General features: G+C 61.7%; 19 protein-coding genes. 7 read left to right on the top strand and 12 right to left on the bottom strand.

The window, feature by feature from the left end; genetic code table 11:
- Positions 1-59: 59 nt before the first annotated feature.
- Together BLU15_RS19450 and BLU15_RS19445 are read right to left on the bottom strand one after the other, a co-directional pair.
- Positions 60-887, bottom strand: coding sequence for a bifunctional allantoicase/(S)-ureidoglycine aminohydrolase (locus BLU15_RS19450; protein ID WP_060521106.1), 828 nt, complete (start codon positions 885-887; stop codon positions 60-62).
- 69 nt (positions 888-956) lie between these two features.
- Positions 957-1643: a GntR family transcriptional regulator gene (locus tag BLU15_RS19445; RefSeq protein ID WP_060521105.1), complete on the bottom strand. Its 687-nt coding sequence runs from the start codon at positions 1641-1643 to the stop codon at positions 957-959.
- A 192-nt stretch (positions 1644-1835) separates the two neighbouring features.
- On the opposite strand from BLU15_RS19445, the gene BLU15_RS19440 reads away from it, so the two are divergent.
- Positions 1836-2480, top strand: coding sequence for a flavin reductase family protein (locus BLU15_RS19440; RefSeq protein WP_090297255.1), 645 nt, complete (start codon positions 1836-1838; stop codon positions 2478-2480).
- 3 nt (positions 2481-2483) lie between these two features.
- Entirely contained in the window at positions 2484-3215 is a 732-nt protein-coding gene (locus BLU15_RS19435) for an aspartate/glutamate racemase family protein (protein ID WP_060582932.1), read from the top strand.
- 65 nt (positions 3216-3280) lie between these two features.
- Here the strand turns inward: BLU15_RS19435 and BLU15_RS19430 are convergent, their stop codons facing one another.
- The 8 genes from BLU15_RS19430 to BLU15_RS19395 all read right to left on the bottom strand — a co-directional run bounded on the left by BLU15_RS19430 (position 3281) and on the right by BLU15_RS19395 (position 12404).
- Positions 3281-3928 carry a YceH family protein gene (locus BLU15_RS19430; RefSeq protein ID WP_090297253.1) on the bottom strand — a complete coding sequence of 216 codons (648 nt, stop codon included), beginning with the start codon at positions 3926-3928 and terminating at the stop codon, positions 3281-3283.
- Between the two features lie 284 nt (positions 3929-4212).
- Complete coding sequence (locus BLU15_RS19425; RefSeq protein WP_234798773.1) at positions 4213-5193, bottom strand: ABC transporter ATP-binding protein; 981 nt, start codon at positions 5191-5193, stop codon at positions 4213-4215.
- The gene (locus tag BLU15_RS19420; protein WP_034797922.1) at positions 5190-6176 is read right to left on the bottom strand and encodes an ABC transporter ATP-binding protein; all 987 of its coding nucleotides are present in this window, start codon (positions 6174-6176) and stop codon (positions 5190-5192) included. The genes BLU15_RS19425 and BLU15_RS19420 overlap by 4 nt, the downstream gene beginning before the upstream one ends.
- Positions 6173-7657 (bottom strand): amidohydrolase family protein, encoded by a 1485-nt coding sequence (locus BLU15_RS19415; RefSeq protein WP_090297251.1) that lies wholly within the window; start codon positions 7655-7657, stop codon positions 6173-6175. The genes BLU15_RS19420 and BLU15_RS19415 overlap by 4 nt, the downstream gene beginning before the upstream one ends.
- Positions 7654-8847: an amidohydrolase family protein gene (locus BLU15_RS19410; protein ID WP_090297411.1), complete on the bottom strand. Its 1194-nt coding sequence runs from the start codon at positions 8845-8847 to the stop codon at positions 7654-7656. Before BLU15_RS19410 ends, BLU15_RS19415 begins: the two co-directional genes overlap by 4 nt.
- Before the next feature lie 3 nt (positions 8848-8850).
- Positions 8851-9801 (bottom strand): ABC transporter permease, encoded by a 951-nt coding sequence (locus BLU15_RS19405; RefSeq protein WP_060529200.1) that lies wholly within the window; start codon positions 9799-9801, stop codon positions 8851-8853.
- Positions 9802-9811: 10 nt separating this feature from the next.
- Positions 9812-10783, bottom strand: coding sequence for an ABC transporter permease (locus BLU15_RS19400; protein ID WP_034797927.1), 972 nt, complete (start codon positions 10781-10783; stop codon positions 9812-9814).
- A gap of 58 nt (positions 10784-10841) precedes the next feature.
- Complete coding sequence (locus BLU15_RS19395; protein ID WP_060539346.1) at positions 10842-12404, bottom strand: ABC transporter substrate-binding protein; 1563 nt, start codon at positions 12402-12404, stop codon at positions 10842-10844.
- A gap of 663 nt (positions 12405-13067) precedes the next feature.
- Between BLU15_RS19395 and BLU15_RS19390 the strand changes: the two genes are divergently transcribed.
- Complete coding sequence (locus BLU15_RS19390; protein WP_090297245.1) at positions 13068-13643, top strand: nucleoside 2-deoxyribosyltransferase; 576 nt, start codon at positions 13068-13070, stop codon at positions 13641-13643.
- 32 nt (positions 13644-13675) lie between these two features.
- Here the strand turns inward: BLU15_RS19390 and BLU15_RS19385 are convergent, their stop codons facing one another.
- The gene (locus BLU15_RS19385; RefSeq protein ID WP_090297408.1) at positions 13676-14368 is read right to left on the bottom strand and encodes a pentapeptide repeat-containing protein; all 693 of its coding nucleotides are present in this window, start codon (positions 14366-14368) and stop codon (positions 13676-13678) included.
- A gap of 241 nt (positions 14369-14609) precedes the next feature.
- Positions 14610-15563 carry a LysR substrate-binding domain-containing protein gene (locus BLU15_RS19380; protein WP_244546774.1) on the bottom strand — a complete coding sequence of 318 codons (954 nt, stop codon included), beginning with the start codon at positions 15561-15563 and terminating at the stop codon, positions 14610-14612.
- A gap of 40 nt (positions 15564-15603) precedes the next feature.
- Between BLU15_RS19380 and BLU15_RS19375 the strand changes: the two genes are divergently transcribed.
- The 4 genes from BLU15_RS19375 to BLU15_RS19360 all read left to right on the top strand — a co-directional run bounded on the left by BLU15_RS19375 (position 15604) and on the right by BLU15_RS19360 (position 19861).
- A complete protein-coding gene (locus BLU15_RS19375; protein ID WP_090297242.1) occupies positions 15604-16221 on the top strand; it encodes a LysE family transporter in 618 nt (205 codons plus the stop codon).
- A gap of 102 nt (positions 16222-16323) precedes the next feature.
- Positions 16324-17721, top strand: a complete 1398-nt coding sequence (locus tag BLU15_RS19370) for an aminotransferase-like domain-containing protein (RefSeq protein ID WP_090297240.1) — start codon at positions 16324-16326, stop codon at positions 17719-17721.
- Between the two features lie 178 nt (positions 17722-17899).
- A complete protein-coding gene (locus tag BLU15_RS19365; RefSeq protein ID WP_060521096.1) occupies positions 17900-18307 on the top strand; it encodes a DUF983 domain-containing protein in 408 nt (135 codons plus the stop codon).
- A 504-nt stretch (positions 18308-18811) separates the two neighbouring features.
- On the top strand, positions 18812-19861 hold the full coding sequence (locus BLU15_RS19360) for a porin (RefSeq protein ID WP_090297235.1): 1050 nt from the start codon (positions 18812-18814) through the stop codon (positions 19859-19861).
- The last annotated feature ends 223 nt before the right edge of the window (positions 19862-20084 follow it).

Here is a 20084-nt window from a genome sequence, read left to right as displayed (position 1 = left end):
AAAAGAAAAACCGCGCAATCCCTGGAATGCGCGGTTTTTCTTGGCCCAAGGTGAACTACTCAGCGTGATTTCAGCTTCATGTGGCGGTTCACGTCCTTGTATAGCAGGTAGCGGAACTTGCCCGGACCGCCAGCATAGCAGGCTTGCGGGCAGAAAGCGCGCAGCCACATGTAATCGCCGGCCTCGACCTCGACCCAGTCCTGATTGAGCCGGTAGACGGCCTTGCCTTCGAGCACATAAAGGCCGTGTTCCATCACGTGCGTCTCGGCAAAGGGAATGATCGCGCCGGGCTCGAAGGTGACGATCGTCATGTGCATGTCGTGGCGCAGGTCCGTCGGGTCGACGAAGCGGGTCGTTGCCCACTTGCCTTCCGTGCCCGGCATCGGCGACGGGGTGATTTCGGCCTCGTTGGTGAAGAAGGCCTCCGGCGCGGGCAGGCCATCGACGTACTCGTAAGCCTTGCGCACCCAATGGAAGCGAACGATCGCTTCACTTCCGTTGCGAACGGTCCAGTTGCTCGCCGGCGGAATGAAGGCGAAGCCGCCCGGCTGCATCTTATGCGCCTTACCGTCGAGCGTGATGGTCAATTCGCCCTCGACGACGAAGATCGCGCCCTCGGCGCCTTCGTCGAGTTCCGGCCGGTCGCTGCCGCCGCCCGGAGCGATTTCCATGATATATTGTGAAAATGTTTCAGCAAAACCAGAGAGCGGCCGGGACAGTATCCACAGCCGGGTCTTGTCCCAGAACGGCAAATAGCTGGTGACGATGTCCATCATCGTCCCCTTCGGAATCACCGCATAGGCTTCGGTGAAGACCGCGCGATCCGAAAGGAGTTGGGTTTGGGGCGGGTTGCCGCCATGCGGCGCATAGTAACTACGGTTGGTCATATCTTCCTTCAGTCTGCTTGCAGGCACCGCCTCCTCTAAAGTGCGGTGCAATGGGTCGCGCGCGCCGCATCAAAGCAATGCGGTGCGAAGATCGCGGGGCTGGTCTTTCTCCTCGTCCAGGTCCAGCTCCGCTTCGACGTGGTTCAGGTGCTCGGCCATTTCCTTGATCGCGCTCGCGACGTCGCGTGACGCGATGTACTCGACCACGGCCAGATGTTCGTCCGGTCCGCAATTGTGCAGGTGGTTCGACCGGTACATTGCGGTGATCAGGGATGTCCGGGACACGAGGTCGCGCAGGATACCGAAGAGGAAGGCAGACCCCGAAAGCTCCGCGAGCAACAGGTGGAAACCACCGGAAAGCCGAACGATATCAGAGAGATTTCCGGATCGGCCGGCAATGCGCTCCTCTTCGATATGGGCGCGCAACCGGACGATATCCTTGGGATTGGCGCGCTCGCAAAGCCGCTCGACGACCCGCTGTTCGATCGCCCTGCGGGCAACGAAGACATCGCGTGCCTCGTCTACCGAAGGCTCGGAGACGAAGGCGCCCCGGTTCGGCATGATCGTCACCAGGCCATCGCGCTCGAGCGCGGTCAGTGCCTGGCGGATGCGAGCCCTGCTGACGGAGAATATTTCGGCAAGTTGTTCCTCTTTCAATCGCGTCCCCGGCCGTAGCCGACGCTCTGCAATCGCAAGCCAGATCTTCTCGCAAATGATCGCCGTCGGAGCACCGGCGACTTCGTCCGCGTTATACATGAAATCTCCCTTAGCCGTTCGCTTACTCTCGCCGTGCGGCGCTCAAAGTCAATTCCATCCGCTGCAGTTAGATATTGACTACAAAATTGTAGACAATATTGTGTACCGCAACTTGATGTGCAATGGCAACCGCTTAAACACGACCGTGCGACCGGCAAATAGACCGGGCCGCGGCGCCAATTGAGAGCTCCGATGGACTTCGATTTCACAGAACTGCCGGCCCAGGACCGTTACCGCCTGCTGACGAACTTCATCGGTCCGCGACCGATCGCGCTGGTCTCGACGCTCTCGCCGAGCGGACAGGACAATGCCGCGCCGATGAGCTTTTTCAATGTCTTCTCGCACGACCCGCCGATCGTCATTCTCGGTATCCAGACCCGCCCGAACGGGGAAGAGAAGGACACGGTCGCCAATATCCGGCGCACCAACGAGTTCGTCGTCAACATGGTGGACATGGCGATCGCCGACCAGATGCTGGTCTGCGGCCTGTCCTTCGAGCCGGATGTCGACGAAGTGGCAATCGCCGGACTGACGGCGGCTGACGGCCTCAAGGTCGGCGCCCGCCGTATCGTCGAGTCACCCTGCTCGATGGAATGCCGCGTTGAGCGGCTGATCGAATATGACCGCCGCGTCATCGTTCTCGGCGAGGTCGTGCATATGCACGTGCGTAAGGACTGCCTCGACGAGGAAGGCCGCTACGTCGACCCGTCCCAATACCAGCCGATCGCACGGCTGCACGCCAACAACTACATCACATCGGATCGTCAGTTCGTCATGCCGACGCCCGACATTACCGCCTATGCCCCCCTTGCAAACACCATGCGGAAGACGAGCTGATCCATGCGTATCCTGCTGATCAATCCGAACTCCACCCGCTCGATGACCGAACAGGCGCATCGCAGCGCCGAGCGCGTCGCTGCATCCGACACCCAGCTCGAATCGATCAACCCGACATCGAGCCCAGCCAGCATCGAAGGCCATGCCGACGAAGCGATGGCTGTGCCAGCGATGCTTGCGGAAATCCGCAAAGGCGAAGCGCGCGGCATCGATGCCTATGTAATCGCCTGCTTCGACGATCCCGGACTTGGCGCTGCACGCGAGATCGCTCGCGGTCCGGTCATCGGCATCTGTCAGGCGGCCGTGCAGGTGGCGATGAACATTGCGACCCGCTTTACGATCATCACCACCCTGCCCCGCTCCGTGCCGATCATCGAGGACCTCGCCGAGGCATACGGTGCCGGCCATCGCTGCCGCAAGGTGCGATCGGTCGACATGCCCGTGCTGGCGCTGGAGGAGGATCTGGCCCACACCGAGGAGATGCTGGTTCAGGAGATCCTGAAAGCACGCCAGGAGGATGGCGCCGAAGCGATCATCCTCGGCTGTGCCGGTATGTCTGAGCTCTGCGACCGCCTGAAGGCGCGTACCGGCATGCCTGTGATCGACGGCGTGACGGCAGCCGTGAAGCTTGCCGAGGCGCTCGTCGGGGGCGGTTATGCCACCTCGAAGGTCGGTGCGTACGACTATCCGCGCGCCAAGGAAGCGCCGGCCTGCCGGCTGGTCGACGCCAGCTGAGCGCATCCGAATATGTCACCGGGCGCACATGGCGCCCGGGACATTTTGTTTCCGGCGCCGTGCTGTCAGCGCGTCAGGGCGTCAAGCTGTTCCTCGAGCGTCGCCACCTTCCGCTCAAGCGCTTCCAGTCGTTCTTCGAGAGCCGATAGGGCCGAACCGCTCGGCGCCGACGACACGGCCGGCCTTTCGGCAGGCTGCTCGACTTCACCACACAAGAGATGCGCGAAGCGGTCTTCGCGCTGGCCGGCACCCCGGTTCAGTTGAACGATGAGCGGCGGCCGGCGGCCCATCATCAGATCCAGATTGTCCTTCAGCTCCTCGATCGACGAGAACCGCGCCATGCGCTCGCTGCGCGCCCAAAGCTCGTAGGCCGTCTGCGGGCCGCGCAGAAGAAGCAGACCGAGCACGACGATCTGCGGCGACGTCAGCGAGAAGCGGTTGGCTGCGAGGTGCTCGTAGCGCTCGACCCGCGAGGCAAATGCTTGCCGGACCAACCCTTTTTGCCCCAGAGACGAGAGAGCGCGGTGGATCTCGACCTGCTCGAGCGCCATGACGGGATCGCGCGCCGTTTTCTGGTTGGCAGCCGAATGCGCCGAATTGAGCGTCAGCGGATAGACGTCGGGCGTCGTTTCCTTCTTCTCGATCAGGCATCCGAGAACGCGGGCTTCAACGGCATTGAGGACGGGGAAATCGGTGTCGGAGGTCGTGTTCATAAGCCAACTCTTCAAATCAACGCATTTCGATCCCGGCCGGATGTCCCGAGCGGGAAGCGGTCCGACCATTGGCCCCTACCCTAACGTGAGTGTTGGAGCCCGGGAATGGTCATCGGTCTATTTCGTTGAATTCCGGTTAGCAGCCTAGCACTTGCCCCACGACAGCGATGCGAAAGGGGCATGCGAACTGCTTGGCGCAAATACTGAAAATCGCCGGCGGCAAAAAAAGAGGCTCCGCGACTGGTACGACACGGAGCCCAAGTCTTCAGGGAAAGAGGTGGGCGTTACGCTGCGTTGATCGCCTTCACAGTTTCTTCGATGCGGTGGCAGGCGGCACGCGAGCCGTCAGCGAAGCTGCGCATCTCCGGCCGCTCGCTCTTGCAGCGCTGGTCTGCAAACGGGCAACGCGGATGGAAGGTACAGCCGGACGGCGGGTTCAGCGGGCTCGGCACTTCGCTCGCCGCAATGCTGCGCCCGCGCTTTGGATGGGTAATATCCGGGATCGTCTCCAGCAGCAGCTGGGTATAGGGATGCCTCGGATTGGCAAAGAGCGTCTCGGTGTCGGCCTCCTCGACGATGCGTCCGAGATACATCACGGCGATCCGGTCCGACATGTGGCGAACCACGCTCATGTCGTGGCTGATGAACAGATAGGTCAGCCCCATCTCGTCCTGCAGCTTGCGCATGAGGTTGAGGATCTGCGCCTGGACCGACACGTCGAGCGCCGAGGTCGGCTCGTCGCAGACGAGGAACTCCGGCTCACCGGCAAGCGCGCGGGCAATCGAGATACGCTGGCGCTGGCCTCCCGAAAACTCGTGCGGGAACTTGGCACCGTCCGAGGGCGCAAGGCCGACGATCGTCAGCAGTTCGCCGACCCGGTCCATGATCTCGGCTTCGGAGTTGCGCAGCTTCAACTCGCGCAGCGGTTCGGCGATGATGTTGCGCACCCGCCAGCGCGGATTGAGGCTTGCATAGGGATCCTGGAAGATCATTTGGGCCGAGAGCGGCTCGCCGTTCTTGCTCGGTGCAAACCGCACCTCGCCTTCGCTGGCGCGATAAAGACCTGTGACCAGCCGCGCCACCGTCGACTTGCCGCAGCCAGATTCGCCGACGAGGCTCAGACAGCCGCCCATGGGCACGCTGAAACTGATGTCGTCCACGGCGCGCACGAACTGCCGCGGTTTGCGCTCGATGACGCGGTTCAGCCAGGGTGCCGAAACGTCGAAGTTGCAGGTCAGGTCGTTGACCGTCAGGGCATCACTCATAGCACTCCTCCTGCATTGAGCCAGCATGCGGCGACGCCGGTCCCGACCGGCGCCGGTTCGGGCCTATCCTTGCGGCAACGCGGCCCGGCATCCGGGCAGCGCGGGTTGAAGGCGCAGCCGGCGGGGATCGCGTTCAGCCGCGGCATGGAACCGTCGATCTGGTTCAGCCGCTCGACGCGGCGGCCAAGCGCCGGGATCGAGCCCATCAGGCCCCGCGTATAGGGATGACGGGCGTTTTTCAGCACCTCGGCGACCGGGCCGATTTCGACGAGCCGCCCGGCATACATGACCGCGACGCGATCGGCCGTCTCGGCAATCACGCCCATGTCGTGGGTGACGAGCATGACCGCCGTTCCGTGATCATCGCAAAGACGGCGAAGCAGCGAGGTGATCTGCGCCTGGATCGAGACGTCGAGCGCCGTCGTCGGTTCGTCGGCGATGATCAGCTTCGGTTCCGCGGCAAGTGCCAGGGCAATGACGACGCGCTGGCGCATGCCACCCGAGAACTGATGCGGATAGTGGTCATAGCGTGCCTCGGGCGCCGGAATGCCAACTTCCTTCAGGAGCTGGATCGCCCGCGCCTTGGCATCGGCCTTGGAAAGCTTCAGGTGAAGGCGGATGGTCTCAACTAGCTGCGCCCCGACGGTGAAGAGCGGGTTCAGCGAGGTCAACGGATCCTGGAAGATCGCACCGATCTGACGGCCGCGCACCTGCTGCATCTGCTTGTCGTCGAGCTGGTCGATGCGGCGGCCGCCGACCCAGACCTCGCCGCCGGAAATGCGGCCAGGCGGCTCCAGAAGACCCTGGACGGCAAGACCGGTCATCGACTTCCCGGCGCCGGATTCACCAACGACGCCAAGAATTTCGCCGGGGCGAATGCTGAGCGAAACGTCGGATAGCGCCTGCACCGTTCCATGGCGGCCAGGGAATTCGACGCAGAGACCGCGCACGTCGAGCACGGCCGATGAGGTATGTTCAGTCATCGCTGCACCTCCAATGGGTAGCTCGGCGGGAAGATCTCGCTGACAGGCGGGTGACCGAAGCTCCGCTCCGGATACTTGGCAATCAGACCATCGAACTGGACCTGTGCCTGCGCGCGTGCCGCGTTCATGTCGAAGCCTGCCACCTCGCCATCGCGCATCGACAGACGGCCATCGACGAAGACCGCCTTGGTGACGCGTCCGGAACCACCGACGACGAGCGTCGTGATCGGATCGATCGCCGGCGCCATGTGATGGTCCATGAGATCGAACACGGCAATATCGGCACGGGCGCCCGTTTCCAGGCGACCGAGATCCGAGCGACCGAGGGCCTTGGCGCCGCCAAGTGTCGCAGCATCAAACAGATCGGCGCAGCTGACGGCTGACGGGTCGCCTTCGACGACGCGGGCAGCGATCAGGCCGACGAGTAGGTTCATCAGCATGTCCGGCGGCGTCGTATCGGTGCCCATGGCAATATTGACGCCGCGGGCCTTGACCGAGCGGAACGAGTTGAGCGTGCTGCCGCCGCGGGCCGAAACCAGCGGGCAGTGCACGATACTCACGCCGTTTTCGGCATAGAGACGCAGATCGTTGTCGGTCGCCTGGGTCGCATGCGGCGCAATCAGCCGGTCGCTCAAGAAACCGAAGCTCGCCAGCCATTCCGGCGCCGTCTTGCCATGCAGGCGGCGGACGGTGTCGACCTCCATCGTGCCCTGCGCAGCATGAAGCCGGATCGGGCAATTGAGGTCGCGCGCCGCATCGGCGGTGCGCACCAGCAGTTTCTCGGTGCAGGTTTCCACCCGGTCGGGAGCCAGCAGGCCCTTCACCAAGCCACCATGGCGACCTTCATGGTCACGGATGAAGCCAATCGCTTCGTCAAGGCCCTTCAGACCCCTTGCCTCGTCGAAGATCGCTTCGAGCTGACCCGGCGCCGTCACCATCATGCCGCCGGCGCGATAGGCCGGGCTCAGATAAACGCGAAGACCCAGGTCACCTGCGGCGTCGGATGCGGCGGCGAATTCAGCAACGGTCTCGCCCCATTCGCGATAGAAAAGCGAGGCGATCGGCGCTGCGGTGGTGATGCCATTCAAGAGAAGCTGCGCGAAGGCGAAGCGCTTCTGGAACGCCAGCTCCTCCTGCGTGTACATCTCATAGGGGCCGCGCTCGATGTAGCTCAGCGGCCAGACGCGACCCTTGGCCCAACCAGGCTGATGGTCGATCGCTAAGATCGTCGTGTCGAGATCGGACAGCGCATCGAGGTCGATGAGCCCGGGGCTGATCATGGCTGCGCCGAGATCGATGCGGCGTGCCACCTCTCCTTCGAAACGTGGGCCGACATAGAGCAGCGTGCCGCCCTCGATGACGACTTCGCCGTTCGGGATCAGCCGGTGCGAACCGTCGCGGTGCCCGAGCACCCATTGTGCTGTCAGAAGCGTGCGTCCTTCGGCGCGCTCACCGAGCGTCAAATCCTTGATGTTGGTCATGGGATCGCCACCTCCGCAACGCCGTTGCGGGCGACGACGCGGCCACGCTTGACGACCAGCGGCCGCGGCGCGACGTCGACGACGGCATGCGCCAGCGTCTCGCCGGTGAGCAGGGTGAAATCGGCATCGCAGCCAACATCGAGGCCATATCCCTTGATATCCATGACGTCGGCGCCGCCCTTGGAGCAGACGTAAAGCGCATGTTCGAGATCGACGTCGCGGCGCAGGCCGTTCTTCATGCCGAGGATCCGGGCACGATCCATCATGTCGGGTTGGCCCCACGGACCCCAGGTGTCGCGGATACCGTCGCAGCCGGCAGCAACCTTCACGCCGGCATCCTTCAGACGCAGGATCGAAGGCACGGTCGAAGACGGAGAGCCTGTCGTGACGATACGGATATCGAGTTCGGCGATCTGTTCGATGAGACCGCCGACGCGCAGATAATCCGGTGCGCCGAGCGCAAAGGCGTGGCTGATTGCGACCTTGCCCTGCATGCCGAGCGCGCGGATGCGCTCGAACATCATCTCCATGCTGAAGGCGCCGAGTTCGCCCTGCTCATGCAGGTGAATGTCGATCGGCTTTCCATGTTTTTCGGCAAGGCCGAAGATCGCGTCGAGATGGCCCTTCGGGTCGCGATCGATGCCACAGGGGTCAATGCCGCCAAGGACTTCCGCGCCATTGCTCAGAGCCTTGTCGAGCAACTCGACAGTGCCGGGCCGCGTGACGAGGCCCGACTGCGGGAATGCGACGATCTCGATATCGATGACATCTTTCAGCACCTGGCGGGTCTCGATGATGCCTTCCATCAGCCGAAGGCCGTGGGTGGTGTCGATGTCGACATGGCTGCGGATGTGGCTTGCGCCATTGGCAGCGAGCATGATCGCCTGGCGCATGGACTGACGGTGCGGGTCGATGCCGATTTCCAGCCGCTTTTCGCGTTCGAAATCGATGCGTTCGCGCAGCGTTGCGGTCTTGGCGTTGACGTGCCAGGGCATGCCCCAGACCGACTTGTCGAGATGGGTATGCGCCTCGATCAGACCGGAGATCACGATATGACCGTTGCCGTCTTCCACGGCCACGCCATCGGCGGCGAGGCCCTTGCCGAAGGCGGCGATCTTGCCGTCGCGCACCAGGATGTCGGTCGCTTCGCCGGCGTTGGGCCTGACGTTACGGATCAGGAGATTGGACATCATTCACCTCAATTTCGGATTGAGCGCATCGCGCAGCCAGTCACCGAGAAGGTTGACCGAAACCACGAGAAGGCAAAGCTGGACGACGGGGAAGAGCACCACCCACCATACGCCCGAAAACAGGAACTGGTTGCCGAGACGGATCAGCGTTCCAAGGCTCGGCTGGCTCGGCGGCATGCCGATACCCAGGAACGAAAGCGTCGCTTCGGTCAGGATCGCCATGCCGAAGTTGAGGGTCGCAGCAACCATGATCGGCGTCAGCGTGTTCGGCAGGATGTGCTTCAGCATGATGCGCCGCGCTGGCGTTTTCAGAAGACGCGCCGCCTGAACGTATTCCTTGCCGCGCTCGACGATCGTCTGGGCGCGCACGGTACGGGCATATTGCACCCAGGCGCTGAGCGTGATCGCCAGCACCAGAACGGCGGCAGAGCCGACGTCCCGCAGTTCCGGCGGCAGCATCTGGCGCGCGACGGCACTGACGAGAATGGCGATCAGGATCGTCGGGATCGACAGAAGCACGTCGCCGATGCGCATCAGGAAATTGTCGATGAAGCGGCCGAAATAGCCGGCAACGAGGCCGAGGCTAAGGCCGACGGCGAGCGAAAGCACGACCGAGGCGACGCCGATCAGGATCGAGATGCGCGAGCCATAGAGAATGGCCGAGAGCATGTCGCGCCCTTGCGTGTCGGTGCCGAGCACGTAAGGCCATTGGCCGTCGGCCTCCCAGATCGGCGGCAGCTCGGAGTTCCAGAGCTCGAGCTGAGCCGGATCGAAGGGGTTCTGCGGCGCAATCAAAGGTGCTGCAAAGGCGGTCGCGATCAGGAACGTAAGGATGATCGCGCCGATGATTGCCGAAGGCTTGTGGGTGAAGGACCACCAGAGATCGCTCTGGCGCCAGCGGGCAAGCCGCGAAGGCTTGCGCGCCGGTGTGGTTTGCTGGACGTGATCTGTCATGGCAACGACCTCAGCGGGTTGCATCGCGCAACCGCGGATCGATGACCGCATAGGCGATATCGACGAGCGTATTGAGCGTGACGAAGATGAAGGAGACGATGCAGAGATAGCCCGCCATGACCGGCATATCGAGGAAGGTGACCGCCTGGATGAAGAGCATGCCCATGCCCGGCCACTGAAACACGGTTTCGGTGATCAGCGCGAAGGCGATCAGCGAGCCGAAGTTCATCGCCGTCATGGTGACAACCGGCATCAGACAGTTCCTGAGCGCATGTCGGAAATAGATCCGCCACCGCGGCACGCCACGGGCGCGTGCGAACTTGATGAAGTCCGAGCGCAGCACTTCCATCATTTCTGCGCGCACCAGCCGCATGACCAGAGTGATCTGGTAGAGCGCGAGTGCGAGCGACGGCAGAAGCAGCGATGCGCGGCCCGACGACGTCAACAGGCCGGTGCTCCACCAGCCGAGCTGCACCACATCGCCGCGCCCGAAAGCAGGTACGAGGCCGAGCGTTACGGCGAAGACGAGGATCAGAAGGATACCGACGACGAAGCTCGGCAAGGAGACGCCGATGATACTGACGAACTGCAACCCCTCGGAATACCATCGCCCTCGGTGGATAGCGGTCAGGACACCAAGTGGAAGACCGATCAGGAGCGACAGGACGGTTGCGACCAGCGCCAGTTCCATCGTTGCCGGGAAGCGCTCGGCAATGAGCTTCATCACGTCCTGGCCGTTACGGTAGCTGATGCCGAAATCGCCCTGGGCGGCATTGCCGACGAAGCGGCCGAACTGGGTGAGGAACGAATCGTTGAGCCCGAGCTTTTCGCGCAGCTCGATACGGTCGGCCTGCGACATCTGCTCGTTGGCCATCAACTCGACCGGATCGCCGGCGAAGCGGAAGATCAGGAAGGCGAGCAGCGCGACGGCGAGCATGACCAGCACGGCATTGGCCAGCCGCTTGATGAGAAAGACAATCATTGGGTTTCTCGCTGAATGAGGAGCCCCGGCAAAGCACGCTCTGCCGGGGCAAGAAAACTCAATCGCCGATACGGGTCAGCCAGTGACGCGGCTTGTTGTCGGCCCGAATGGTCACATCCGTGACGTTCTTCGACATTGCCCAGGCCATCGGCTGCTGGTGCAACGGGATCATGATGACCTCATCCTTGGCGAACTTCAGCGCCTCGGTTTCGATCGCCAGACGCTTGTCGTGATCCATCTCGAGCGCGGCCTTCTTCACCATCGCGTCGAGTTCCGGATAGGACCAGCCGCCATAGTTGGCGACGCCGGCCGCGCCTTCACGGGTCGAGAGAACCTGAACCAGGATCGAATAGGCATCGAGCGTCGGCTCGTTGGCCCATCCGATCATGTAGGCGTCGGACTTGCCGCCGGCGCGCTTCGGCGCCTGCACGGCGCGCGGACCGATGTCGAGGGTTGGCTTCAGGCCGACGCGCGACAGCATAGAGACCAGTGCGCTGCAGACGTCTTCTTCGTTGACGCTTTCGTCGTTCATGCAGACGAGCGTGAACTCCTTGCCGACGGCGCCTGCCTCTTCGAGCAGCTTCTTGGAGAGTTCCGGATCATAGGCGGTCGGCACATCGAGTTCGGCGCTGTAGCCCGGGATTTCCGGAGCAACCATGGTGCCGGCGACATGCGACTTGCCGCGCATCACGCGCTTGAAGATCAGTTGGCGGTCGATGGCATGGTCAATCGCCTGGCGCACCTTGATGTTGTTGAAGAAGTTTTCGCGACCGTCGGCGAAGGTCTCGTGACGGTTGAAGACCATGTGCACGGTGCGCAGGTCAGTGCGCTCGATGACCTTGATGTCCGGCGAGCTCTTTAGGCGCTCAAGATCCTGCACCGGCGCACCATCGGTCAGATCGATTTCGCCCGAAAGCAGCGCTGCAACGCGGGTTGCGGCCGAGGTAATCGGCATGAATTCGATGCGGTCGAGATTGTGCTTCGGCGTATCCCACCAGCCGTCGTTCTTGATGAGAACGGTCTTGCTGTCGGGCACGCGCGATTCGACCTTGAACGGGCCGGTGCCGTTAGTGTTGTAGGTGGCGTAGCCTTCGACCTTGGCGCCGACATCGGTCGGCAGCTCGGACTTGTTGTCGACCAGCCAGTCCTTGTCGAACATGAAGATGTTGGTCATGTCGTTGAGGAAGAGCGGGTTTGGCGAATTGACTTCGATGTCGACCGTGTAATCGTCGACCTTGGTGGTCGAGACATAGGCCGGAATGTTGCCGCGCAGCGGCGAGGTCGGATGGCTGACGCGGGCCATGGAGGCGACGACGTCGTCAGCGTTGAACTCGGCGCCGTTTTGGAACTTTACGCCCTTGCGCAGATGGAAGCGCCAGACCTTGTCCTTGACCATCTCCCAGCTCGTGGCGAGGGCCGGCTCGACCTTGAACTCCGGCGTATAGCGGGTCAGGCCTTCGTACACGTGGTTGAGGAAGGCCAGGTTCGAGGTGCTGCCATAGGAATAGGGGTCGAGCGAGAAGATATCCCGCGGGCTACCCCAACGCAGCGTTTCGGCGGAGGCCGAGGATGCGAGAAAGGCAAATGCCAACCCCGCGAGGAGATGCTTTCTCAGTTTCATGTCGTTCCCTCTGTTTTCTCATCAGTCGCCATATGCAGGCGCCCTCACCCACTCGTGAGCAAGTTGCCCTAGATTTGAAGCTGTCGGCGACAATGTCAACTATTTTGTCGACAATTTTGTATGCATGATTGTTTAAAGTCGCATGCGGCGGTGAAAACGACGGCCCACCAGCGGACCAGGGCATGGGAAAAATAAGGGGGAAGCGGCAACCATGGAGCGAATCGAAACCGGAGAAGCGCCCTTGCAAACCGGCGGCGGGCATCCTGGCATGTCTGCGTGCAAACAGGATTCGTTAGGAAACACCCGTATTTATGAGTGTTTCCGCATGTGAACGTGGCGGAGACCTTGCCACCAACGACCCGCGAGCCTTCCCGTGGGATGGTGCGCGCGCCGGTGGCGGCGGTTGCGATCGCAGCCCCCGCTGACATCGGCTGCAGATTTTGACACGTCCGCATGTCCAGCTCGCCCGCGTGGCATGCGCAAATCTCCGGAATTGGCCGAAGGTGGCACATGGCGGGCCACGGGCGTCTCCACCGGTGGGGCAATGCGCTCAGCCAGCATACCTGCTTCCCACGCTCCAAAAAACCGTGGGCAAGCTGAAGTCCATGGCTAGGCTCGGCGCTGCAGCTCTCCTAGATTGGCCGCTCGAAAATGTGAGGAGAAATGCGCGTGAAAGTCTATCTCGCTGGCCCGGAAGTGTTTCTGCCCAATGCGGCGGAGATTCAGAAATTGAAGGCAGAGTTGGCGCGTGCAGCCGGGTTCACACCGCTCGTGCCCGGCGATCTCGAGATTCCGCCGGCTCCGACCAAGCATCAGCGCGGCCTTGCGATCTACGCCGTCGACGAAGGCATGATGCTTGCCGCCGACATGATCATCGCCAACCTGACACCGTTTCGCGGCATCAGCGCCGATGTCGGCACGGTATTCGAACTCGGCTTCATGTGCGGTCACGGTAAGCACGTCTATGCGTATACCAACACCTCCCGCAGCTACTACGAGCGCATCTTGCACGACCACTACGGCGGCAAGGCCGGCTTGCGCCTCGACGGCCGCATGGCCGGTCCGGACGGGCTCAGCATCGAAGACTTCGATATGGCCGACAACCTGATGCTCGATGGCGGCGTTCTGCGAAGGGAAGGCAGGCTCGTCCAGTGCGAAGTGCCTGAGGCCGATCGCCTGACCGACCTGCAAGCCTTCAAGGAATGCCTTGCGATTGCCGCAAAGCGGCATTTGGCATAACGACCGATTGGGCTGCGGCTTTGTGACGGCGATCAGTCGCTGGCGCAGGGCCAGCCCGCCGGCGTGCTCATGCCGGCGGGAAGCTTGGTCGAGCTGTCACCGCAAGTCATGTCGACCTGCTCCTGTTCAAGTCCGGTTGCCTCGGACAGGTCGACGCCCTCGATACGTGTCAGGAACATGAACGCCCCCTGGAAATCGATCGGGCCGGAAAAACTCGTGCTGGTCAGGTCCGCGCGCGAAAGGTTGGCATGGGTAAACCGGGTTCCGGTGAGCTCCGCCTTGTCGAAATTCGCCCGGCCGAGTTCGGCCTTTTCAAAGCTTGCCCCCGTCAGGCGGGCACCGCCGAAATTGGCCCGCTGCAGCTCGGAATTGACGAACGATGCCTTCTCGGCGGAGACGCCTGCGAAATTGCACCGATAGGCTTCGATTTTGGAGAAGTTCGCGCCATTCGCGGTAGCCCCCGCAATCGAGGATCGAACCAGAGTTGCCTTTTCCAGATTGGCTTCTGTCAGGTTCGCACCGCGCAGATCCGTCAAGGTGAAGTCGGTGTTGACGAGATTGGCACCCTGAAGGTCGCTGCCGCCGAGCATAAGCGCTTTCTTGTTGCAGTCGGTCCAATCGGCTCCAGGCGATGCGGAATCCTTGCAACTGGCGGCATGCGCCATCGACGGCGCTGCGAACGCCACTAGGCCTATAGCCGCCGCCGGAACGACCAGTGCCTTCATGACGTCGGCCACGATCCTCGATGCCTTTGCGCTAGCCGGGCGCAGCGTACCCCGCTCCTGGCCGAGATTGATTTTGAGGATGTTCATGGCGCCGCTCCAGGACCCGAGGGTCGAATCGATTGCATATCAGGTGCTTCGCGCGCCTTTCCGCCGACTGGCATCGCCGGTCATGCGCGCGTATTCGTTAAACGTATGACGTTGCTCGCCTTTATGCAAATGACAGAAATGAAAACGGTCCGTTTCAGATCGATACGGCCAGCAGCCAGTCACGCAACGCCGCGCTTGGTCCATGGTCGCCGATCGCTGACGGCGACAGCAGATGATAGGCCGTACCGTCTTCGATAAATCCGCATGGCGCGGCCAGGATGCCATTGTCGATATCGTCGCGGACGAGTTGCCAAGGCCCGATCGCCACGCCGATCCCGGCGATGGCCGCCTGAAGGCTGATATAGAAATGCTCGAAGACTTGGCCGCGCTGTTCGGGTGCGGCGCGGTCTGCCGTCGTCCCCCAGGTCTCCCACGCATTTGGCCGCGTTCGCGTATGCAAGGGGATCGCGTCCTTGCGCAATTGAGGCAAAGAGCCGGCCTCAGCCTCGTTAAAAAACAGGGCGATTTTGTCCGTTCGGCAGACCGGACCTATTCGCTCCGGAAAGAGCGGCACGGCATGCGTGCCGCCCGCTCGAGGAAAATCATCGCGTCGGATCGCCAGATCGATGCCACGGCCCAAGGACACCGGCCCACCTCCGGCAACGAGATGGATAGACACCTCCGGATGCCGCGCCTGGAAATCAGGAAGGCGCGGTATCAGCCAGCGCATCAGAAGGGTCGGCTCGCAGGACACCACCAGCGCCGGCGTTCGCGCCACGTCCCTGATCTCCCGGACGGCACTCTCCACCAGACCGAAACCTTCGCGCACGGCCGCCGCCAGCTTTCGCCCGGCTTCTGTCAGGAAGACACGCCGGCTGCGGCGTTCGAACAGCGCCACGCCGAGTTCATCTTCGATAAGCCGGACCGCGCGACTGATCGCGCCGTGCGTCAGATGGAGCGCGTCCGCGGCGCGACTGAAGCTCTCGAGTCTGGCCGCCGCCTCGAAACAGCGCAGCGCCGCCAGCGGCGGAAGCCGCGTCGCCGACATCTGTGAGTGCAGCTCACCAAAATGGTCAGAACTCATCGTTAGTCGCTTCTCATCGATCAAGTTATTTAGACATTAATGAAAGAGACGAACGGGAAAGACAATGACTGAACTGTTAGCTGTAGTAACCATTACAATCTTTGCCGTCATCAGTCCGGGACCGGATTTCGCGATGGTGACACGCAACAGCCTGCTTTTGTCGCGGCGGGCCGGCGTCCTGACGGCGCTCGGTATCGCCGCCGGCGTCTGGGTCCATGTCGCCTACACTTTGCTCGGCGTCGGCCTCTCGATTCGCCAGTCGCTATTTCTCTTCACAGTCCTGAAGTTCGTCGGCGCCGCCTATCTGATCTGGCTTGGCATCAGGATGCTACGCACCAAGCCAGCCGAAACGACGGGCTTGGCCGTGCATCCCGCACTCTCCGACATCGGTGCGCTGCGTGTGGGGTTTCTCACCAACGCGCTCAACCCCAAAACGACGATCTTTGTCGTCAGCCTGTTCATGCAAGTCGTCGGGCCGACCACGGCTCTGCCCGTCCAGATGGGTTACGGCGCGTTCATCTCTGCCGCGCATCTGATCTGGTTCGCAATCGTTGCCCTGTTCTTTTCCTCCGGCACGGTGCGGCTTCGTCTTATCGCGCTTCGCCATTGGATCGATCGCACCTTCGGCGCCCTGCTCGTCGGCTTCGGCGCGTTGCTGGCAACGGCAAGCGTGACACGCTAGGCGACGCTTGGTCGCGGGCGTGCCGCTGCATTCCCACTGTTAACACTTGCCCTCAATCGGATAACCATGCAATATCCATACAATTAGCATGAGGTAATCGCGATGACGGACGTGCGCTTGGGAATTTCGTGGCAACCGGTAATCCGTAAATCGGATGGACCGCTTTATCTCGCGATCGCCGACGCCATCGCTGCCGATATCAGCGAAGGGCGCCTTTCCGAGGGGATGCGTCTGCCGCCGCAACGCACGCTTGCCGAGGCGCTGGGGATCGACTTCACCACCGTCAGTCGCGCCTATAACGAAGCCCGGCATCGCGGCCTCGTCGAGGGCCGGGTCGGCCAGGGCACCTACGTGAAAACGCGACGCATCCGAACCGGCCGTACGCCGGCAGGCGGCCTCATCGACATGAGCATGAACCTGCCGCCGTTGTTCGACGACCCGATGCTCGCCGCTCGGCTCTGGGACGACATGGCGGCGCTGCAGGCCGAGCATGGGCTCGAACTCCTGATGCGATACCAGCCGCCGGGCGGCACCCTGCACAACCGTGCTGCAGGCGCCGCATGGCTGAAACCCAGGCTGGGCGAGGTTCCGGCTGAGCGCGTTCTGATTGCCGCTGGCGCGCAAGGGGCTCTGCTTGCCACGCTTGGCAGCCTGACCAAGGCCGGTGACATGATTTGCGCCGAGGCAATCACCTACCCCGGCCTCCGCGCGCTCGCAGCACATCTCGGCATCAGACTGCACGGCCTCGCCATGGATCGAGAGGGCCTCCTGCCCGAAGCATTCGAAGAACTCTGCGCGAAGGAAACGCCGAAAGCGCTCTATTGTAATCCGACGCTTCACAATCCCACGACAACGACACTTTCGCTCGAACGGCGCCAGGCGATCGTCACAATTGCCCGGCGGCACGACGTAGCGATCATCGAAGACGATGCCTATGGCGCCCTTCCCGTTTCGACGCCGCGCCCGTTGGCGGCGCTGGCGCCTGACCTGGTCTACTATGTCGGCGGCCTTGCGAAATGCCTGTCGCCGGCCTTGCGCATCGCCTATCTTATCGTGCCGGACAGCCGAAGCTCGGTCCGCGTCGAAGGCGCGATCCGGGCCACTGTCGGCATGGCGTCCCCTCTTGCGGCCGCTATCGCCACGCGCTGGATCGAGGACGGGACGGCTGACGCCGTGCTCGCAGCCATACGTAGAGAGACGGCGGCGCGACAGCGCATCGTCTCCGAGCTTCTTCCAGCCGGCGTCGCACAAACGCATCCGCACGCGTTTCACGCCTGGCTGCAGTTGCCGCCGCCCTGGACACGCGGCGAACTGAGCGCGCGATTGCAAGCAGCCGGCATCAGCGTCGTTGCAAGCGACGCCTTTGCGCTCGGCGCGCCACCGGAAGCCGTCCGCCTCGGCCTCGGCGCCGCTGCCGGCCACGCGGAGCTGCGACGCAGTCTTCTTGTCATCAACGACCTCATCGGCCAGCCCCCCGCCGCCTCAAGCTTCGTGGTGTAAATGGTCGGCGGGCGAAATTGTCGCAGACATGTATGCATACAATAAATTGACAATGTATGTTTTTCGGCGCCTAATCTTGGCGAGCCTGATGCGGCCCCAAGAAGAAGAAGCGGCCGCATATCCAGGCAATCTCGGCGCAAAACTCCAGCGCCAACCGGAACGCCTGAAAGGAACAAACATGTCTTCCGATAGTGATTGGCCGCCGATCCCGCCCATGCAGACTGGCTTGCGCGGCCGCTGCCCGCGCTGCGGGCAAGGGCACCTGTTCAACGGCTTCCTGAAGATGCGCAAGGAATGCGAAGTCTGTGGCCTCGATTACTCCTTTGCCGATCCGGCCGATGGCCCCGCTTTCTTCGTCATCTGCTTTGCCTGCGTACCGAGTGTTTTCCTTGGCGTCTGGCTGGAAGTTCAATACAGCGCACCGCTCTGGATACACCTACTGGTGACCGGGCCCTTCATGCTGCTGACCTGCATTCCGCCGCTTCGCCCCCTGAAGGGCTGGCTCGTCTCAAGTCAGTTTTTCTACAAGGCTGAGGAAGGCAAGGTCGTAAGGCGAAACGCCGAGCCGCCGGTGGCGACGCAGTAGATCTTCGAAGGCTCACTCCTGAGCGAAAGAGAAGCCCAAAGCCTCCGTGTATACCCCTAAAAAATAATTGCGCCGCCAACTGTTGATAGTTGACGGCGCTTTCACCGGAAGCCTCTCTTCTCAAAGGCCGGCTCTACGTAAAATAACAAAATCAAGACGTCAACGTGCAAACTGTGAAGTTTTTATGAGAGCATTTTGTCATATAAAGGCTTCGCTTTTAATATAGTTCGGATTCATTACTATCATCTGTAAGATAAACTTATTTTAGAAATATATGATAGTTGCCGAAGTGCAACAGTTTATAGTAATAGCTGTTCACAAACGCTCGAAACGCGTTTGTTGCGTAACTGTCTTGTTTTTTGTGATAGCGGTGTCGCCGCTGCCCGCTGCGAGTCATCGCAGTGGTTCATTTCGTAGCAGCGCGAGCGAGGTAACCGATAAATCTCTGGGGGACACCAGGGGCGGGCCTTGTTGACCTTGATAACCATTAGAGAGATCGATCGAATGACTATCAAAAGCCTTCTTCTCGGCTCCGCTGCTGCTCTCGCAGCAGTTTCCGGCGCTCAGGCTGCCGACGCCATCGTTGCAGCCGAGCCGGAGCCCATGGAATACGTTCGCGTTTGCGACGCTTTCGGCACTGGCTACTTCTACATCCCGGGCACCGAAACCTGCCTCAAGATCGGCGGCTTCATCCGTTTCCAGACTTCGTTTGGTCGTGACGCCGCTGATAGCCGCTACAATCAGGAAAAGTTCGGCGGCCAGTCTACATCTGACTGGGATTCCTTCTCGCGCGCTTACATCTCGTTCGACGCCAAGAGCGACACCGAATACGGCACGCTCACTGGCTTCTTCGCTGCTGAATTCAACGCCGACAACGACACCGACGCTGGCGACAGCCTGATCGACGTTGATGAAGCCTACATCCAGCTCGGCGGCCTCAAGGCCGGCTTCTTCTACAGCTGGTGGGATAAGGGCCTGAACGGCGAAACCGACTCGATCGGCAACGTCACCGAATTCAACTCGATCGCCTACCTCTATGACGGCGGTTCGTTCCAGGCCGGTATCGCCGTTGACGAACTTGAAGGCACCTCGACCAAGTCGAACGGCGTTGGTGTTGAAGCCATCGTTTCGGCTACGCTCGGTGGCGTTTCCTTCGACCTGCTCGGCGGCTACGACTCTGAATACGAAGAAGGCGCAATCCGCGCTCTGCTCTCGGCCGACCTCGGCCCGGGTGTCTTCCAGGTCGCCGGTGTTTGGGCTTCGAACCCGAACGCATACTGGAACGCTTCGGAGTGGACCGTTGCTGCTTCGTACGCCTTCAAGGCAACCGACAAGCTGAAGATCACCCCCGGCGTTCAGTACTGGGATAGCCTGCGCACGGGCAACGACTTCAACAACGACCTCTCCAAGTGGCGCGCTGGCGTAACGCTCGACTACGCGATCACCGAAGGCCTCGCGACCCGCGTATCGGTTCAGTACGAAGACACCGACAAGGTTGGTGGCGGTTCGGACGACCAGGTTCTCGGCTTCGTCCGTCTGCAGCGTAACTTCTAATCCGAATAAAACTCGGATGAAAGAAGCCCGCAACATCGTAAGACGTTGCGGGCTTTTTCTATGGTGGAAGTAAAATTGGCCGCTGTTCTTGTGCCACTCTTCAGAAAAGCCGAATTACTTCGATCGAAGCCGGCATGAGCGCTTTGCGCGATTGCAATTGTTCTGGAGTGCCTGCCGCTTTCTGACCGCAAACAATCACCGCGGGTTCTGTTTCGGCCGCTCA

Source organism: Ensifer sp. YR511 (assembly GCF_900103045.1).
GTDB lineage: Bacteria > Pseudomonadota > Alphaproteobacteria > Rhizobiales > Rhizobiaceae > Ensifer > Ensifer adhaerens.
Note: the sequence above shows the minus strand (reverse complement) of the source record. Positions and strands in the feature narration are given on the sequence as shown.

Excerpts from the sequence above, each read along its gene's own strand:
- BLU15_RS19445 (WP_060521105.1), bottom strand. The coding sequence starts at position 1,643 with ATGTATAACGCGGACGAAGTCGCCGGTGCTCCGACGGCGATCATTTGC.
- BLU15_RS19415 (WP_090297251.1), bottom strand. The coding sequence starts at position 7,657 with ATGACCAACATCAAGGATTTGACGCTCGGTGAGCGCGCCGAAGGACGC.
- BLU15_RS19405 (WP_060529200.1), bottom strand. The coding sequence starts at position 9,801 with ATGACAGATCACGTCCAGCAAACCACACCGGCGCGCAAGCCTTCGCGG.
- BLU15_RS19440 (WP_090297255.1), top strand. The coding sequence starts at position 1,836 with ATGGACTTCGATTTCACAGAACTGCCGGCCCAGGACCGTTACCGCCTG.
- BLU15_RS19390 (WP_090297245.1), top strand. The coding sequence starts at position 13,068 with ATGCGCGTGAAAGTCTATCTCGCTGGCCCGGAAGTGTTTCTGCCCAAT.
- BLU15_RS19425 (WP_234798773.1), bottom strand. The coding sequence starts at position 5,193 with ATGAGTGATGCCCTGACGGTCAACGACCTGACCTGCAACTTCGACGTT.
- BLU15_RS19365 (WP_060521096.1), top strand. The coding sequence starts at position 17,900 with ATGTCTTCCGATAGTGATTGGCCGCCGATCCCGCCCATGCAGACTGGC.
- BLU15_RS19370 (WP_090297240.1), top strand. The coding sequence starts at position 16,324 with ATGACGGACGTGCGCTTGGGAATTTCGTGGCAACCGGTAATCCGTAAA.
- BLU15_RS19375 (WP_090297242.1), top strand. The coding sequence starts at position 15,604 with ATGACTGAACTGTTAGCTGTAGTAACCATTACAATCTTTGCCGTCATC.
- BLU15_RS19435 (WP_060582932.1), top strand. The coding sequence starts at position 2,484 with ATGCGTATCCTGCTGATCAATCCGAACTCCACCCGCTCGATGACCGAA.
- BLU15_RS19420 (WP_034797922.1), bottom strand. The coding sequence starts at position 6,176 with ATGACTGAACATACCTCATCGGCCGTGCTCGACGTGCGCGGTCTCTGC.
- BLU15_RS19360 (WP_090297235.1), top strand. The coding sequence starts at position 18,812 with ATGACTATCAAAAGCCTTCTTCTCGGCTCCGCTGCTGCTCTCGCAGCA.
- BLU15_RS19395 (WP_060539346.1), bottom strand. The coding sequence starts at position 12,404 with ATGAAACTGAGAAAGCATCTCCTCGCGGGGTTGGCATTTGCCTTTCTC.
- BLU15_RS19400 (WP_034797927.1), bottom strand. The coding sequence starts at position 10,783 with ATGATTGTCTTTCTCATCAAGCGGCTGGCCAATGCCGTGCTGGTCATG.
- BLU15_RS19410 (WP_090297411.1), bottom strand. The coding sequence starts at position 8,847 with ATGTCCAATCTCCTGATCCGTAACGTCAGGCCCAACGCCGGCGAAGCG.
- BLU15_RS19430 (WP_090297253.1), bottom strand. The coding sequence starts at position 3,928 with ATGAACACGACCTCCGACACCGATTTCCCCGTCCTCAATGCCGTTGAA.
- BLU15_RS19385 (WP_090297408.1), bottom strand. The coding sequence starts at position 14,368 with ATGAAGGCACTGGTCGTTCCGGCGGCGGCTATAGGCCTAGTGGCGTTC.
- BLU15_RS19450 (WP_060521106.1), bottom strand. The coding sequence starts at position 887 with ATGACCAACCGTAGTTACTATGCGCCGCATGGCGGCAACCCGCCCCAA.